The sequence below is a fragment of the Arthrobacter sp. GAS37 genome (assembly GCF_044908325.1).
GTDB lineage: Bacteria > Actinomycetota > Actinomycetes > Actinomycetales > Micrococcaceae > Arthrobacter > Arthrobacter ramosus.
The window spans coordinates 179,301-194,488 of the sequence record NZ_JBIYDB010000002.1 but is presented as its reverse complement, the minus strand read 5'-3'; the positions used below and the strand labels follow the sequence as shown (position 1 = coordinate 194,488).

Annotated in this window: 14 protein-coding genes; 10 read left to right on the top strand and 4 right to left on the bottom strand. The window is 64.3% G+C overall.

The window, feature by feature from the left end; translation table 11 throughout:
* Positions 1–80: 80 nt before the first annotated feature.
* The gene (locus ABH924_RS03130; protein WP_234749389.1) at positions 81–806 is read left to right on the top strand and encodes a beta-ketoacyl-ACP reductase; all 726 of its coding nucleotides are present in this window, start codon (positions 81–83) and stop codon (positions 804–806) included.
* 166 nt (positions 807–972) lie between these two features.
* On the top strand, positions 973–1,722 hold the full coding sequence (locus ABH924_RS03125; protein ID WP_404496807.1) for an SDR family oxidoreductase: 750 nt from the start codon (positions 973–975) through the stop codon (positions 1,720–1,722).
* Positions 1,723–1,806: 84 nt separating this feature from the next.
* Here the strand turns inward: ABH924_RS03125 and serB are convergent, their stop codons facing one another.
* Complete coding sequence (serB, locus tag ABH924_RS03120; protein ID WP_404496805.1) at positions 1,807–2,700, bottom strand: phosphoserine phosphatase SerB; 894 nt, start codon at positions 2,698–2,700, stop codon at positions 1,807–1,809.
* A gap of 125 nt (positions 2,701–2,825) precedes the next feature.
* Between serB and ABH924_RS03115 the strand changes: the two genes are divergently transcribed.
* The 5 genes from ABH924_RS03115 to ABH924_RS03095 all read left to right on the top strand — a co-directional run bounded on the left by ABH924_RS03115 (position 2,826) and on the right by ABH924_RS03095 (position 6,810).
* Positions 2,826–3,611, top strand: a complete 786-nt coding sequence (locus ABH924_RS03115) for an ABC transporter ATP-binding protein (protein ID WP_234749380.1) — start codon at positions 2,826–2,828, stop codon at positions 3,609–3,611.
* 19 nt (positions 3,612–3,630) lie between these two features.
* Positions 3,631–4,416: a sulfite exporter TauE/SafE family protein gene (locus ABH924_RS03110; protein WP_404496803.1), complete on the top strand. Its 786-nt coding sequence runs from the start codon at positions 3,631–3,633 to the stop codon at positions 4,414–4,416.
* Between the two features lie 6 nt (positions 4,417–4,422).
* Positions 4,423–5,232 carry a TrmH family RNA methyltransferase gene (locus ABH924_RS03105; RefSeq protein ID WP_404496801.1) on the top strand — a complete coding sequence of 270 codons (810 nt, stop codon included), beginning with the start codon at positions 4,423–4,425 and terminating at the stop codon, positions 5,230–5,232.
* A gap of 141 nt (positions 5,233–5,373) precedes the next feature.
* On the top strand, positions 5,374–5,631 hold the full coding sequence (locus tag ABH924_RS03100) for a type B 50S ribosomal protein L31 (RefSeq protein ID WP_009358283.1): 258 nt from the start codon (positions 5,374–5,376) through the stop codon (positions 5,629–5,631).
* Between the two features lie 81 nt (positions 5,632–5,712).
* The gene (locus ABH924_RS03095) at positions 5,713–6,810 is read left to right on the top strand and encodes a biotin/lipoate A/B protein ligase family protein (protein WP_404496799.1); all 1,098 of its coding nucleotides are present in this window, start codon (positions 5,713–5,715) and stop codon (positions 6,808–6,810) included.
* Here the strand turns inward: ABH924_RS03095 and ABH924_RS03090 are convergent, their stop codons facing one another.
* From ABH924_RS03090 to ABH924_RS03080, 3 genes are all read right to left on the bottom strand, one after another.
* Positions 6,811–7,455 carry a hypothetical protein gene (locus ABH924_RS03090; protein WP_404496797.1) on the bottom strand — a complete coding sequence of 215 codons (645 nt, stop codon included), beginning with the start codon at positions 7,453–7,455 and terminating at the stop codon, positions 6,811–6,813.
* A 524-nt stretch (positions 7,456–7,979) separates the two neighbouring features.
* Entirely contained in the window at positions 7,980–10,619 is a 2,640-nt protein-coding gene (gene pepN, locus ABH924_RS03085; protein WP_404496795.1) for an aminopeptidase N, read from the bottom strand.
* 4 nt (positions 10,620–10,623) lie between these two features.
* Positions 10,624–11,667, bottom strand: coding sequence for a YeiH family protein (locus ABH924_RS03080; protein ID WP_404496793.1), 1,044 nt, complete (start codon positions 11,665–11,667; stop codon positions 10,624–10,626).
* 112 nt (positions 11,668–11,779) lie between these two features.
* Between ABH924_RS03080 and ABH924_RS03075 the strand changes: the two genes are divergently transcribed.
* The 3 genes from ABH924_RS03075 to ABH924_RS03065 all read left to right on the top strand — a co-directional run bounded on the left by ABH924_RS03075 (position 11,780) and on the right by ABH924_RS03065 (position 15,183).
* Positions 11,780–13,336 (top strand): circularly permuted type 2 ATP-grasp protein, encoded by a 1,557-nt coding sequence (locus ABH924_RS03075; protein WP_404496791.1) that lies wholly within the window; start codon positions 11,780–11,782, stop codon positions 13,334–13,336.
* A 72-nt stretch (positions 13,337–13,408) separates the two neighbouring features.
* A complete protein-coding gene (locus tag ABH924_RS03070) occupies positions 13,409–14,335 on the top strand; it encodes an alpha-E domain-containing protein (protein ID WP_078108851.1) in 927 nt (308 codons plus the stop codon).
* Positions 14,332–15,183 carry a transglutaminase family protein gene (locus tag ABH924_RS03065; protein ID WP_234749358.1) on the top strand — a complete coding sequence of 284 codons (852 nt, stop codon included), beginning with the start codon at positions 14,332–14,334 and terminating at the stop codon, positions 15,181–15,183. Before ABH924_RS03070 ends, ABH924_RS03065 begins: the two co-directional genes overlap by 4 nt.
* The last annotated feature ends 5 nt before the right edge of the window (positions 15,184–15,188 follow it).

Here is a 15,188-nt window from a genome sequence, read left to right as displayed (position 1 = left end):
GCTCCCGGCGGCTAAGATCGATGCAGGAAATCACCCACTTTCAAGCGGCACAGTGCTGCCGCGGAACTCTGGAGAGCAGCATGTCTGAAGCAGTATCAACCGCCCGCAGTGTCCTCATTACGGGCGGAAACCGCGGCATCGGCCTGGCTATCGCAGAGTCATTCCTCGCCAACGGCGACAAGGTTGCCGTGACGTACCGCAGCGAAACGCCCCTTCCCGAGGGCATCCTTGGCGTCAAGGCCGATGTGACCGACGAGGCCTCGCTTGATGCCGCGTTCAAGGAAGTCGAGGCTGCCCACGGGCCGGTTGAGGTTTTGGTAGCCAACGCCGGCATCACCAAGGACACGCTCCTTTTGCGCATGAGCGAGGACGACTTCACTTCTGTCATCGACACCAACCTCACGGGTGCCTTCCGGGTCATCAAGCGGGCCTCGAAGGGCATGATCCGCATGCGCAAGGGCCGGGTCGTGCTGATCTCTTCCGTGTCGGGCCTCTACGGCGCCCCGGGGCAGATCAACTACTCGGCCTCGAAGGCGGGCATGGTGGGCATCGCCCGTTCCCTCACCCGGGAACTTGGCAGCCGGGGCATCACAGCGAACGTCGTGGCACCGGGTTTCATCAACACGGACATGACCGCCGAGCTTCCCGAAGACACCCAGAAGGCGTATTTGGCGAGTGTTCCGGCCGGCCGCTTTGCCGAGGCTTCCGAGGTCGCCAACGTGGTCCGCTGGATTGCCAGTGACGAAGCCGCATACATTTCCGGTGCCGTCATCCCCGTGGATGGCGGCCTGGGCATGGGCCACTAGGGCCTCCTTTCGCTGGACGGGGTGCAGGCCGAGCGCCAAAACGTGCCCTGCGGTTCTTGTGGGGAACCCACAAGCGAAATCGGGAATCCCGCTGGCATGATTGACTCGGGACTAATAGAACTTGGATGTTTTGAACAAGTTGGACGTTTTGAATAAAGGAGCACGAATGGGACTGCTGGACAACAAGACGGCAATCGTCACCGGTTCTTCACGCGGCATCGGCGCTGAAGTAGCCAAGATCCTGGCTGGCGAGGGCGCTGCCGTCGTCGTCAACTACCGCCAGAAGGCCCCCCGGGCCAACAAGGTAGTGGGCGAGATCCAGGCAGCCGGCGGCCGTGCCATAGCCGTCGGTGCGGACCTGACCACCCAGGAAGGCGTCCAGGCGCTGGCCAGCGCGGCCATGGAGGAATTCGGTTCGCTGAACGTCCTCGTGCTCAACGCTTCCGGCGGCATGGAGTCCGGCATGGAGGAGGACTACGCCCTCAAGCTGAACCGTGATGCCCAGATCAACATGCTCAACGCCGCTGTCCCGCTGATGCCGGCGGGTTCCCGCGTGGTCTTCGTCACGAGCCACCAGGCGCACTTCGTCGAGACTGTTCCCACGATGCCCGAGTACGAGCCCGTTGCCCGCAGCAAGCGCGCCGGCGAAGTCGCATTGCGCGAACTGCTCCCGAACCTGGCCGACAAGGGCATCTCGCTCGTGGTGGTTTCCGGCGACATGATCGAGGGCACCGTGACGGCGACCCTGCTGGACCGCTCCAACCCGGGCGCTATTGAGGCCCGCCGGGCCGAGGCCGGCAAGCTGTACTCGGTGGAGGAATTCGCCGCCGAGGTGGCAAAGATGGTCACGGCCGACGTCGAGAGCGGCCACACCGAGTACGTCGGCGGCGCCGACTACTTCGGCAAGAGCGCCTGACATTATTTAGTGCATGAAGAAGCGGCCCGGGACTGTCTGAAATACTCAGTCCCGGGCCGCTTTTTCATGGCGCATGAATTCGGGCTAAACGCCGGCGATATGCCGGACCGCGTCCAGGTACGGCATATTGATGGCGGCATCAGCTACCGCCCGGACGGCAGGCTTGGCGTTGAACGCGACACCGATGCCCGCCGCGCCCAGCATGTCGAGGTCATTCGCGCCGTCGCCCACCGCAATGGTGTGCTCCAGGTCAATTCCCTCTGCGGCCGCCCACTCGCGAAGGTACTTCTCCTTGGCGGCGCGGTCGATGACGTCGCCAAGCACCTTGCCCGTGAGGAAGCCGTCAACGATTTCAAGTTCATTTGCGATCCAGTAGTCCAGCCCGAGTTCCTCCGCGATAGGCCGGAGGATCTGGTTGAAGCCGCCGGACACGACTGCCACCGCGTGGCCGGCGGCCTTGAAAGCAGCCACGAGTTCCGAGGCGCCCTCGCTCAGGCGCACCTCGGCACGGACGGCGTCGACGACGGCGGCCGGCAGGCCTGCGAGGACCGCCACCCGGGCGTGGAGGCTTTGCGCGAAGTCCAGTTCGCCGCGCATCGCGGCCTCCGTCACGGCCGCCACTTCTTCGCGTTTGCCGGCGTGCGCGGCCAGCAGTTCGATGACTTCCTGCTGGATCAGGGTGGAGTCCACGTCCATGATCAGCAGCTTGCGTGAAGCGTCACGCAGCGCGTCGGCGACGATCGCGGTGTCCATGCCCGGTGCTGCGGCGTCGGCGACCCTGCGCCGGAGGCCTGACAAGTCGGCGACGGTAGCCCCGTCAACGGCCAGACTAATGGTGTAGACCCCAAAGCGATCGTCCCCCGAGCGCGACTCCGACGTTAAGGAAGCCCCCGAGCCGGACAGCACCTTTCGCAGGTGTTCAAGCTCCGAAAGGGACAAATTCACGCCATAGCTGACCGCGGTCAAGTTCGAACTCATGGCTGCAATCTTAGCGAGCGCGGAACCGCCGCCCGAACTCGTGTTTCATTCATGGCGGCTCGCAAACAGTGTGACCGAAGTTCCGGTTATCTATCGCCCCTATTTTTGTCCTAGTGTCTACTTCTATGAGTGATGTTCTTGAATTGGCTTCCGTCAGCGTTGTCCGAGGTACCAAGACCCTGCTGGACAAGGTTGACTGGCAGGTCAATGAAGGCGAACGCTGGGTCATCCTCGGTCCCAACGGTGCCGGCAAGACCACTCTGCTCCAGATCGCCGCCGCCCGGATGCATCCCACGAGCGGGAAAGCCGGGATCCTTGACGAGACGCTGGGCCGGGTGGACGTCTTTGAGCTCCGTCCGCGCATCGGCCTTTCCTCCGCGGCCCTGGCCAGCCAGATCCCGGAACAGGAAAACGTGCTGAACGTTGTGGTCACCGCTGCCTACGGCGTGACCGGCCGCTGGCGCGAGGGATACGAGCGCGACGACGAGCGCCGGGCATTCGGCCTCCTCAACGAGTGGGGGATGGGGCCGCTGCTGAACCGCTCTTTCTCCTCGCTTTCCGAAGGCGAGCGCAAGCGCGTGCAGATCGCGCGGGCCCTCATGACCGATCCCGAGCTGCTCCTGCTCGACGAGCCTGCCGCCGGCCTGGACCTTGGCGGACGGGAAGAACTCGTCCACAAGCTCGGCGAGCTCGCCCGCGACGAGGATGCTCCCGCCATGGTTCTCGTGACGCACCACCTTGAAGAAGTTCCTCCGGGGTTCACCCACGCCATGCTGCTTCGCGACGGCGGGGTGGTTGCCGCGGGACCCATCGAGGAAGTCCTGACCGCAGAACACCTCAGCAACACCTTCGGCCTGCCCCTGGACGTGACCGAGAACTCCGGCCGCTACACGGCCACCGCCCGCCGCTAGGCCGGGGCAGCGAGAAGCAATGGAGATCCTTAACGGCATCCTGATCTTTTTCGCGGGCTTGTGGGCCGGAACCATCAACAGCGTGGTTGGCTCGGGCACGCTCGTGACGTTCCCGGTCCTTGTCGCCCTGGGCTACGCACCTGTCACGGCGACCATCAGCAACGCCATGGGCCTCGTGGCAGGCAACATGACAGGGGCCTGGGGCTACCGCCACGAACTCCGGGGCAGGGGCCGGCAGTTGCTCAGGCTCTTGCCGGCGTCGCTAATTGGCGGCATCACGGGTGCCTGGCTGTTGCTCCACCTCCCGGAGAAGGTTTTCTACTACGCCGCTCCGATCTTGATCGTGGTCGCGCTGCTCATGGTGCTCTTCCAGCCCAAACTCCAACGGTGGGTCCAGGACCGGGCCGGCAACCCGGAGCACGCCATCCACGACAAACGGCACACCGTGATCCTCGTGGTGTTGGTGTACCTCGCCGGGGTCTATGGCGGATATTTCGTGGCTGCCCAGGGAATCCTGCTCGTCGGCATTCTGGGTGTCTTCATGACCGGCACCATCCAGAACGCCAACGCCATGAAGAACATCCTGGTGCTGGCCGTCAACGTGGTGGCAGCGTGCTCCTACCTCCTGTTTGCCTTTGGCCGGATCGAATGGCCGGTCGTGGCAGTCATTGCGGTCAGTTCATTGATCGGCGGACTGGTGGGCTCCAAAGTGGGACGGCGCCTGAAGCCCCTCGCGCTCCGCATCGTGATCTTCGCGCTCGGCATCGTGGCCCTCGGCTTCATGATCGCCAACCTGCTGAAATAGGAACCCGTGACTTTCCACTACCTTGAGTCCGCCGACGACCCGCGCGTTTCCGACTACACACAACTGACGGATGTCCACCTCCGCAAGCTCCGCGAGCCCGCGGAGGGCATGTACATCGCCGAATCGTCACGGGTCTTGCGGCGTGCCCTCTCGGCCGGCCATCGGCCCCGATCCTTCTTCCTGGCGGAGAAATGGCTGGAAGATCTCGACGACGTTTTCCAACAGTTCCCCGAGGTGCCGGTCTACATCGGCAAGGCTTCCCTGCTTGAGGAAATCACGGGGTTCCATTTGCATCGGGGTGCGATGGCTGCCATTCATCGCCCGGCGCCGGTGCCCCTCGAGGAACTTCTCGCCGGGGCACACCGCGTGGCTGTGTTGGAGGACGTCGTCGACCATACGAATGTCGGCGCGATCTTCCGTTCCGCGGCCGCGCTCGGAGTGGACGCGGTGCTGGTGTCCCCGCGTTGCGGCGACCCTCTGTACCGCCGCAGCGTCCGGGTGAGCATGGGCACCGTGTTCCAGGTTCCCTGGGCACGGCTGGAGTCCTGGCCCGGCGACCTTGAACGGCTCAAGGAGCAGGGCTTCACCGTCGCCGCCATGGAGCTGACTGACGACGCAGTGGACCTCGACGAGCTTGCCGCCAGCAACCCCGGAAAGCTCGCCCTCGTGCTCGGCACCGAAGGCGCGGGCATGAGCCCGGAGACGCTCTCCGCCGTCGACCTCGCGGTAAAGATTCCCATGCGCGCCGGCGTCGACTCGCTCAACGTCGCTGCCGCCTCTGCCGTGGCTTTCTGGGAACTGCGCCCCCGAACCTGACGTGGCTGGTTCAAGCAAGGTGCGGTTTCCGCTATGATTGATTGTTGGCCCGGCACTGGGTATCTGTTTTCAGTGCGCGGATCAAATCCATTCATACCTGGCAGCTGGCAAAATCCAGCTGCGTGAACAAAAGGTCCCATTATGAAGTCTGATATCCACCCGAAGTACGAAGCTGTTGTATTCAACGACCTGGCTTCCGGCGTCAAGTTCCTGACCAAGTCCACCGTGTCTTCTTCCAAGACCATCGAGTGGGAAGACGGCAACACCTACCCGGTCATCGACGTCGAAATCTCCTCGGAGTCCCACCCGTTCTACACGGGCAAGCAGCGCATCATGGACTCTGCAGGCCGCGTCGAGCGCTTCAACGCTCGCTTCAAGGGCTTCGGCGGCAAGAAGTAATCAACTTCACCTCCAAGCTTCTGTGAAAGCCCGCACCCGCCGTACCTTCGGTGGCTGCGGGCTTTTGCGTTTTCCGGCAGGATGGAAACCATGACTTCCAGCATGGCATTCCAACATGGCGACCCCCGGCTCCATGGCGAATACAAGGTCCCCGGCGGAAAACTCGTCGTTGTTGACCTCGACCTCGTGGACGGGCGGTTCGCGAACGTCTCGCTCAGCGGCGACTTCTTCCTGGAACCGGACGAGGCCCTGATGGACATTAACCGCGCGCTCACGGGCCTTCCGGAAAGTTCGACGCCGGCCGAGATTTCCGCTGCCGTCTCCGCCGCGCTGCCTGCCGACTCGGTCTTGTTCGGCTTTTCCGCCGACGCCGTCGCCGTTGCTGTCCGCAGGGCCCTGTCCAAGGCCAGCGGCTGGGCGGATCACCAGTGGGAGGTCATCCCGCCGTCGGTCCTTCCCACACGCCTCAACGTAGCGCTGGACGAGGTCCTCACGGAGCAGGTCGGGGCCGGACTCCGCAACCCCACCTTGCGTTTCTGGGACTGGGAAGAGCCGTCGGTGGTGATCGGCAGCTTCCAGTCTTTCCGCAACGAGGTGGATCCCGACGGCGTCGCGCGCCACGGCATCACGGTGGTCCGCCGCATCAGCGGCGGGGGAGCCATGTTCATGGAGGCCGGAAACTGCATCACCTATTCGCTCTATGTGCCGCAGAGCCTGGTGGATGGCATCAGCTTTGCCGATTCCTACGCGTTCCTGGACGCGTGGGTCATGGCTGCCCTGGAGAAACTGGGCATTACCGCGTTCTACGTCCCGCTCAATGACATCGCCACCGAGCAGGGAAAGATCGGCGGTGCCGCGCAAAAGCGACTCGCCAACGGCGGCATGCTGCACCACGTCACCATGAGCTACGACATCGACGCCGACAAGATGGTCGAGGTCTTGCGCATCGGCAAGGAAAAGCTTTCCGACAAAGGCACCCGCAGTGCAAAGAAGCGCGTGGACCCGCTCCGGCGGCAAACCGGCTTGGCGCGGACCGAGATCATCAAAGCCATGCAGGAGGTCTTCACCGAGCGCTACGGCGCCGCGGAGTCCCGCATCACCGACGCCGAATTGGCAACAGCCCGGGAGCGGGTGCAGTCAAAGTTCGGTACCGAAGAATGGCTGCACCGTGTTCCCTAGTTACTCCGCCCGATACGCATCCACTGCCTGTTCCATGACCGGACCGTAGAGCGGCCATGAATCGGCGGGAGCCGCGACGATGAGGACGCTGCTGCCCCTGCTGCCCGCTACGAGGCAAGCTATCTCACGGTAGCGGTTGTTGCCGACGTGGGTCACGTAGCTGTCCTCCACGCAGGAACCCGTGCCTCCGCGGAAAGCCATTCCGGTTCGCTCAGCTATTTTGCTGGGCGACGAGGAGTTCTCATCCGCCAGGTGATCGAGCCTAAAGGTGTTCCAATTGTCCAGCGCCTCGCTGCCTTGCCGGGGCGTGGCGTTGAGGTATATCGCCAGTTCGCCTGTCGAGGACGAGACATTCGCGGAAACACTGCCGGGATCGCTTTCCGCAGGGCTGGCATCGGGTGGGACCGACAGGACCCCCGTGCCGTCCGGAAGTTCCATGGCTTTCCACCCTGCCGGGGCCGGTGCTGCGTTGAACCACGCGAACGGCGCTTCCGCGGACTGAACGGTGCGGGGCGCCGGGCTTTGACCAGCGGAACTGCAAGCCGCGACGGCCATCATCGCAGCTGTGCCCAGGGAGAGCCCGGCGAACAGCGTTGTCTCGGACGGTGTTCTCTTGGGGCGAGCCGGTGCGCTACCGGTTTCCATCGCCGTCGTCCGGTCCGCCGTTATCGTCGCCGTCGCGGTCGCCGCCGTTAGGGTGCCGCGGGGGTGGCGGAACCATGTGGGGTGGTGCCGGTACCGGCGGCGGGACTACGGCTGGCGGCGCCTGTACCGGTGGCGGAACGACCGCTGGCGGGGCAGCGGGTGGGGCCTGCACAGGGGGCGGAACCGCCGGCGGGACTGCGGCTGGTGGGGGAACTGAGGCGGGTGGAACCGTGGCTGGCGGGACTGTGGTGGGTGGAGTGAGCGGCGTCGCTGTCGGTGAAGGTGACGGCGTGCTTGGGGCGGGCGTGGTGCTCGCCGGTGGGCTTGCAGGCACCGGAGCGGCCGGCTGTCCGCCGAAGCAGGCTCCGAGCAAAAGGCTGGTGCCCAGCGCTGCGACGGCAAGCACAGGGCGAAGAAACTTCATGGTAACCGTCCTCAAGAAAGGCCCATGCGGAGCGCCGGGCTTGCATCTAAAGACGACGCCGGCGATCCCCAGGTTCAACGCCGGATCGCCGGCTCCTGCGTCAGCCCTGCTGCAGCGCTCCGGCTTCTTGCTGCGAAGCACCGGCGGCTTGGGCCGTCAGGGCGCGGAACAAATGGCTGCGCTGCTCAATGACGATGCGCCGGAGCGCCCGCGGAGCTTCCGTATGGGCGCTGAGCCAATCGTCCGTGCGCCGAAGCACCGGATGATCTGCCGGAGCCATTCCGGCCTGCAGATCCTGGGCCGCGGGGAACAGGCCCCGCACAATCCTGCCCGCGATCTCGATGCTCCGGGACTGCCAGACATCCTCCAAGCAGTCGAAGTACGGTTCCGTGAAGCCGTCCAGGAGCCCTGACGGGGCAAGGGAGAAACCTGCGATTGTCGCGCTCAGAATCTCGTTGGAGAGCCCGGTGTCGTTGACTGCGGAATTCCATGCGGCCGTCTTGACGGCGGCATCGGGACGGGCAGCTGCGGCCAGTGCATGGCCTTCGCGGCCGGCCGCGGTGTGGTCGAGGGCGAGTTCGGCATCCAATTCCGATAGCACGGCCGCTCCGTTGGCTGCCAATGCTTGCCATAGGCTCCACCGGAGATCCGCATCCACCGTCAGGCCGTCCACTATGACGCTTCCGGAGAGAATGCCGCGGAAGAACTCGACGTAGGCGCCGTCATGGCGCGACAACTCTGCCAGGGTCCTTGCCCAAGCAAGCTGCTGGTCGGAACCCGGTTCGGAGGTCCGCAGCTGCATCGCGCTGCCCGCCATCAGGCTTTCCCGGACCTCGTTCCGTTGCGGGGCCGGGACGTAGCGTTCGACGGCGGTCACGGCGTTGCCCAGAACGTTGAGGAGGACTCCGATTCCTGACTCGGCAGGGGCGAAGCGTTCGACGGCGGCGACGTAAAGCGCCGCCGGGGTAACGGCGTCGCGCGCTGAATCCCAGAGGGCTGTCCAGCACAATGCCCGGGCCATCGGATCGCTGAGCCGGTCCAAGGAGGAACGTACTGTTGCCTCGGACCCCGCGTCCAGGCGGACTTTGGCATAGCTGAGGTCGTCGTCGTTGACGAGAAGGAGCGCCGGGCGCGGCTTGCCCGCGAGTTCTCCCACGGTGGTGTCGGCGCCTTGGAGGTCCAGCTCGATACCCTCCGTGCGGAGCAACTGGCCGCCGTCGTCAAAGTTGTAGAGACCGATCCTGAGCCTGTGCGCGCGGTGTTCTTGCTTGCCCGTGATGGGGTCCACGGAGTCCTGGCGCAGGGTGACTGCCGCCATGGCATCGCCGCTCCCGGAGATCTCGGCTGCAATGGTGGAGATCCCCGAGGTCTGCAGCCACTGCCGTGCCCAGGTTCGAAGGTCCCGGCCCGATGCTGTGCCCAAGGCTTCGAGGAGGTCGGCCAGTGAGGTGTTGCCGTATTCGTGATCCTTGAAGTAGCGTCGCGAGCCGGCGATGAACGCCTCGAATCCGACGTAGGCCACCAATTGCTTGAGGACGGATGCGCCCTTGGCATAGGTAATGCCGTCGAAGTTCTGCTTGGCCGCTTCCAGGTCGGGAATGTCCGCCACGATGGGGTGGGTCGTCGGCAACTGGTCCTGCAAGTAGGCCCAGGACTTGCGCTTGTTCGCGAAATTCACCCAGGCACTGTCCCAGTCCGTGGCCTTGTCCACGCCGAGGGTGCCCATGTAGTCGGCGAAGGATTCCTTGAGCCAGAGATCGTCCCACCAGGTCATGGTCACGAGGTCTCCGAACCACATGTGGGCCATCTCGTGCATGAGGGTGTTGGCGCGGGCTTGGTACTGGGCGTCGGTGGCCCGCGAGGTGAAGACGTATTTCTCCGTGAAGGTGACCAGGCCGGGATTTTCCATGGCACCAAGGTTGTACTCGGGCACGAACGCCTGATCGTACTTGCCCCACGGGTACGGATAGTCGAAAAGTTCGTTGAAGAAATCCAGGCCGTTCTTCGTCAGCCGGAAAAGCTCGGCGGCATCGAAGGACTCGTGCATGGATGCGCGGCAATAGAGCGCCAGCGGAACCTCGAGGCTGGTCCCGTCGTCGAGCGTCTTGCTCCAGTGGTCAGTGGCGCGGAAATAGGGACCGGCGAGGACGGTGGTGATGTAGGTGGACATCCGCTTGGTGGTGGCGAAGTCCCAGCGGCTCGTGGCCGGATCGCTCGTCAGTTGCGTGCGGGATAGCTCGGCGCCGTTGGAAGCCACGTGCCAGGTGGAAGGCGCAATGACGTGGAAGGTGAATTCGGCCTTCAGGTCCGGCTGTTCGAAATTGGCGAAGACGCGGCGGGCATCCGCCGGTTCGTATTGCGTGTAGAGATAGCACTGCCCGTCGGCGGGATCGACGAAGCGGTGCATGCCCTCTCCGGATCGGCTGTAAAGGGCGGTTCCGGTGACACTGACCTGGTTTTCGGCCTGGAGATTGTTGAGGTGGATCCTGGCGCCGTCCACTACCTCGGCGACGTCGAGTCCTTTTCCGTTGAGGAAGACGCTGTGGACGCCACCGTGGATGAAATCCAGGAACGTGGAGGAACCAGGCTTGGCGGAGAAGTTGATGACGCTGCGGCTTGTGTACCCCGGAACGCCCGCATCGGCGGCTTCGCGGACGTCAAGGGAGACATCGTAGCTGTGGGTGCTGATCAGGGCTGAACGGGTGGCGGCCTCAGCGCGCGCCAAGTTGTGATTCGACACTCAGCTATCTAATCATGAGGAAGACGGCGCCCAGGCCCAGCAGGGCGATCAGGAACCAGGAGCCAAGCGCAACCAGCGCAGCACGGCCACCTGTTTGCAACAGCGTGCGAACCCGGACCGCCGAACCCAGCCCGAACAAGGCCGAGGCGAGCAGGATGTCCTGGAGTCCTCCCGCGGCGTCGAGGACGCCCGGGGTCACCCGGCCCAAGGAACGGACGGCCACCATTGCGATGAACCCGAGCACGAAGAGAGGAACGACCGGCGGGAACTTGCCGCCGTCGTCGTTCGCCTCGATGCCGTTGCGCGACTTCCGACGCATCGACCATCGTTGCGTGAGGCCCGCCCCGGCAACGATGGGGGCCAGCAGGATCACGCGCGTCAGTTTCACGACGACGGCGAGAGCCAGCGCCACCGGGCCGGCGGTCTGTGCCGTCGCGACTACTTGGCCGACGTCGTGTACGGAGGCGCCGGTCCATGCTCCGAATTGTTCGGGACTCAGGCCCAAAGGGTGCATGAGCAGGGGCAGGACGCCGATGGCGAGCGTGCCGCAAAGGGTCACCAGGGCAACGGGCAGGACGGTGTCCTGGTGTTTGATGCGGCGCACTGCGGCCATGGCTCCGATCGCCGAGGCGCCGCAAATGGAGAAGCCGGTTGCTATCAGGAGGGCACCTTCGCGCGGAAGGTTCACCAGGCGGGCCAGCCCATAGGTGCCCGCGAAACTGAGCAGCACGACGGCGGCAATCAGGACGAGCGCAAACCAGCCAAGATCGAGGACATCGACAACGCTGACCTTCAAGCCCAACAGCACGATGCCTGCCCGCATGTGGTGCTTGCCGGCGAAGTCCAGGCCCGGGCGGGCGCGTCCGGCAGCCCATGCCGCCGTGCCCGGTATATTTGCAGCTAACAAACCCAGCGCTACAGCGGCTGTCATGGCAGGGATGGGGGGAAGCAGGGCATGGGCAATGAAGGCAAGTCCAGTGGCTGCCACTGCCATGACAATCCCGGCGCCCCATCGGGAGACGTGGGCCGGAAAACGCTTGGGGTGCATTCGTCAACCTTGATGCATGCAAGTGCTGAAATGCGAACCGGTACACAGTTGGTGTCGCAACATGCAGAACGCGAAATGCGTTCGTAATCGAAAAGGTGATTATCTGAGTCCCATGTCAGAGCTATTCCGGGATTACTCCGAGGCCGCCGCGCGTTCCGGCGCCTACGACGAAATGTTTGCCCCAGGCACAGTTGCCCGAAAATCCTACGGCCAAGTGGACGGCGCACTCCGCGAACTTTCGCTTGCCGATGTGAGCGCGCGTGCCGAGTCGATGGCACGGACCTTCTTGGACCGGGGCGTGACCTTCGATTATGCCGGGGAGGAGCGGCCCTTCCCGTTGGACATCGTGCCGAGGGTGATTCCGGCTGACGAGTGGGATGTGCTTGAGCGCGGGGTTAAGCAGCGCGTGCGCGCGCTGGAGGCTTTCCTGGATGACGTCTACGGGCGGATGGCGGTGGTCACCGACGGTGTAGTGCCGCGGGCATTGGTGACCACGAGTGCGCATTTCCACCGTGCGGTGCATGGTTTCGAGCCGGCCGGCGGGGTGCGCGTGCACGTGTCCGGCATCGACGTGGTCCGCGACGCCGCGGGCACGTTCCGCGTGCTGGAGGACAACGTCCGCGTGCCTTCCGGGGTGTCCTACGTGTTGGAGAACCGGCGGGCGATGGCGAAGGGTTTGCCGGAGGCGTTCGGGCAGCAGCACATCCGTCCGGTCGAGGAATACCCGCGCCGTTTGCTTTCGGCATTGCGCAAGACGGCGCCCTCGGGGGTGGACGACCCCACGGTGGTGGTGTTGACCCCCGGTGTCTTCAACAGCGCCTACTTCGAACACACCCTGTTGGCTGGGCTGATGGGCGTTGAACTGGTCGAGGGCAGGGACCTGATCTGCCGCGGAAACCGGGTATACATGCGCACCACCGCCGGTGAACAGCGTGTCGACGTCATTTACAAGCGGATCGATGACGAGTTCCTGGATCCGTTGCAGTTCCGCTCCGATTCCATGCTCGGGTGTCCGGGACTGGTGAACGCGGCCAGGGCAGGCGGGGTGACGATCGCGAACGCGGTGGGCAACGGGGTGGCCGATGACAAATTGGTCTATTCGTACGTGCCGGACCTGATTCGTTACTATCTGCACGAAGATCCGGTGATCGCCAACGTGGAGACCTTCCGGCTGGAAGAGAAGGAAGCCCGCGAGCAGGTCCTCGACCGGCTCGAGGAACTCGTGGTCAAGCCGGTGGACGGTTCCGGAGGCAAGGGCCTGGTGATCGGTCCGGATGCTTCACGGGACGAGCTGGACGCCTTGCGGAAGCGGGTGTTGGCGGATCCGCGCGGCTGGATCGCGCAGCCAGTGCTTCAGCTTTCCACCGTGCCGACGCTCTCGGGAGACCGCTTTGGACCCCGGCACGTGGATTTGCGTCCGTTCGCGGTCAACGACGGCGACGACGTCTGGGTGCTCCCCGGCGGGCTGACCCGGGTGGCTCTGAAGGAAGGCTCGCTGATCGTGAACTCTTCCCAAGGTGGTGGTTCCAAGGACACTTGGGTACTCTCAGGCTCCCCGCAACTGCCCGCAGTTGAGCTGCCCCGTTCCTCCATCACGGTCCGTGAACAGGTCTCGGTCTGGCCCGTCGAAAGCAACTGGCGGGACCGCCAATCGGACCAGCAGCAGTGATCAGTCACGACATGATGCCGGAGCAGGATACATTCATCGTCACAACGCAGGACCCGAAGGAGGCACAGCCCCATGCTGAGCCGTATTGCTGAATCCCTTTTCTGGATCGGCCGTTACGTGGAGCGGGCCGACGGAACGGCCAGAATCCTGGACGTCCATCTTGAACGCCTGAACCACCTGCCGCTCGAGGAGCAACGGAGCGTGGCAAGGGAACTCCTGGCTGTCATGGGAGCCCGGCCGCAGAGCGAGGAATTCGGTTTGCCGGAGCTGCTTCACGCCCTCGCCTACGACAAGACGAGTGCCACGTCCATCGCCGGTTCCTTGGGGGCTGCGCGTGAGAATGCGCGGCGGGCACGCGAGACCGTGTCCTCCTCATTGTGGGAGAGCCTCAACACGACGTACTACGGGCTGAACCAGCACCGTAAGGACGTCGTGGGTACGTACCGTTTCTGCAACTGGGTACTGGAACGCACCGCCATGGTCAGGGGCCTCGCGGACACGACGGTGAGCCACGACGAAAGCTGGCTTTTCCTGGTCCTCGGACGTTCGCTCGAACGTGCCGACATGACCGCGCGGATGCTGTCCACCAGGGATGTCCTCTCCGCGGGAATGTCCTGGGTCAACATGTTGCGTTGCGCCGGCGCCTACGAGTCTTTCCTTCGGACCCGCCGTGCGGCCTTCGGAGACCAACACGCCGCCGAGTTCCTCCTGCTGGACCGTTTGTTCCCACGCTCCATTGTCTTCGCCCTGCGCGACGCTGACGAGTGCCTCGCCAAGCTGGATCCCTCCGCGCAGCGGGTGGGCTTCATCAATGACGCCCGTCGGATCGTCGGCCAGGCCCGTACCTTCCTTGAGTTCCATCGCACGGACGATCTCATGTCCGAGCTGCCCGAGCATATGGACCGGGTGCAGAAGGCCGTCACGCAGGCCTCCGACGCGATTTCCCGTAAGTACTTCAATCAGGCGGATGAACTGGCCTGGGTGGGAGAAGTTTCATGACCCGGCTGAGCATCGTCCACAAGACGGCCTACAAATACAACCGCCGAGTGACCCTGTCGTACAACGAGGCACGCATGACGCCGTTGACCGATCCGCAACAGGTGGTCCTTGAATCCTCGCTGAAGATCACGCCGTCGCAAGCTGCCGTGAGCACCTACCGCGATTATTGGGGCACCCGCGTGACCGCCTTCGATATGCAGATGCCGCACGAGCGCCTCGAAGTCGTGGCCACCACCACCGTTGAGGTCCACCGGGTGGAACGGGTGGCCCTGGACGAAGACATCGTTGGCTGGGACGTGATGGCTTCCGACGAGATCCGGGACCAGTTCAGCGACTGGTTGCCCCAGTCGCAGCTCAGCGGTCCGGGGGAGGAAGTCCTCGGCATCATTCCCGCCGTCGTCGCCGGCAAGAACCCGCACGAGACTGCCATGGCCATTTTCGAATGGATGCGCGGCGAAATGAGCTATGTGAAAGGCACCACGGGCGTTACCACCAACGCCGAGGAAGCCTGGAACCAGCGCCAAGGAGTCTGCCAGGACCTTGCCCACTTGGCTATCGGCTCGCTCCGCAGTTGCGGTATTCCGGCCCGGTACGTGTCCGGTTACATCCATCCGCGGCCCACGGCCGAGATTGGCGAAACCGTCGCAGGCCAATCCCACGCGTGGCTGGAATGGTGGGACGGCGAATGGCGCAGCTGGGATCCCACCAACCACAAGCCTGCCGGGGATCTCCACGTCACGGTCGCGCGGGGCCGGGACTACCGGGATGTTCCTCCCCTGAAGGGCATCCTGTCCGGCGGCGGCGGCTCAGGCCTCACCGTGACGGTCGAGATCACGCGACTCACTTAGCAGGC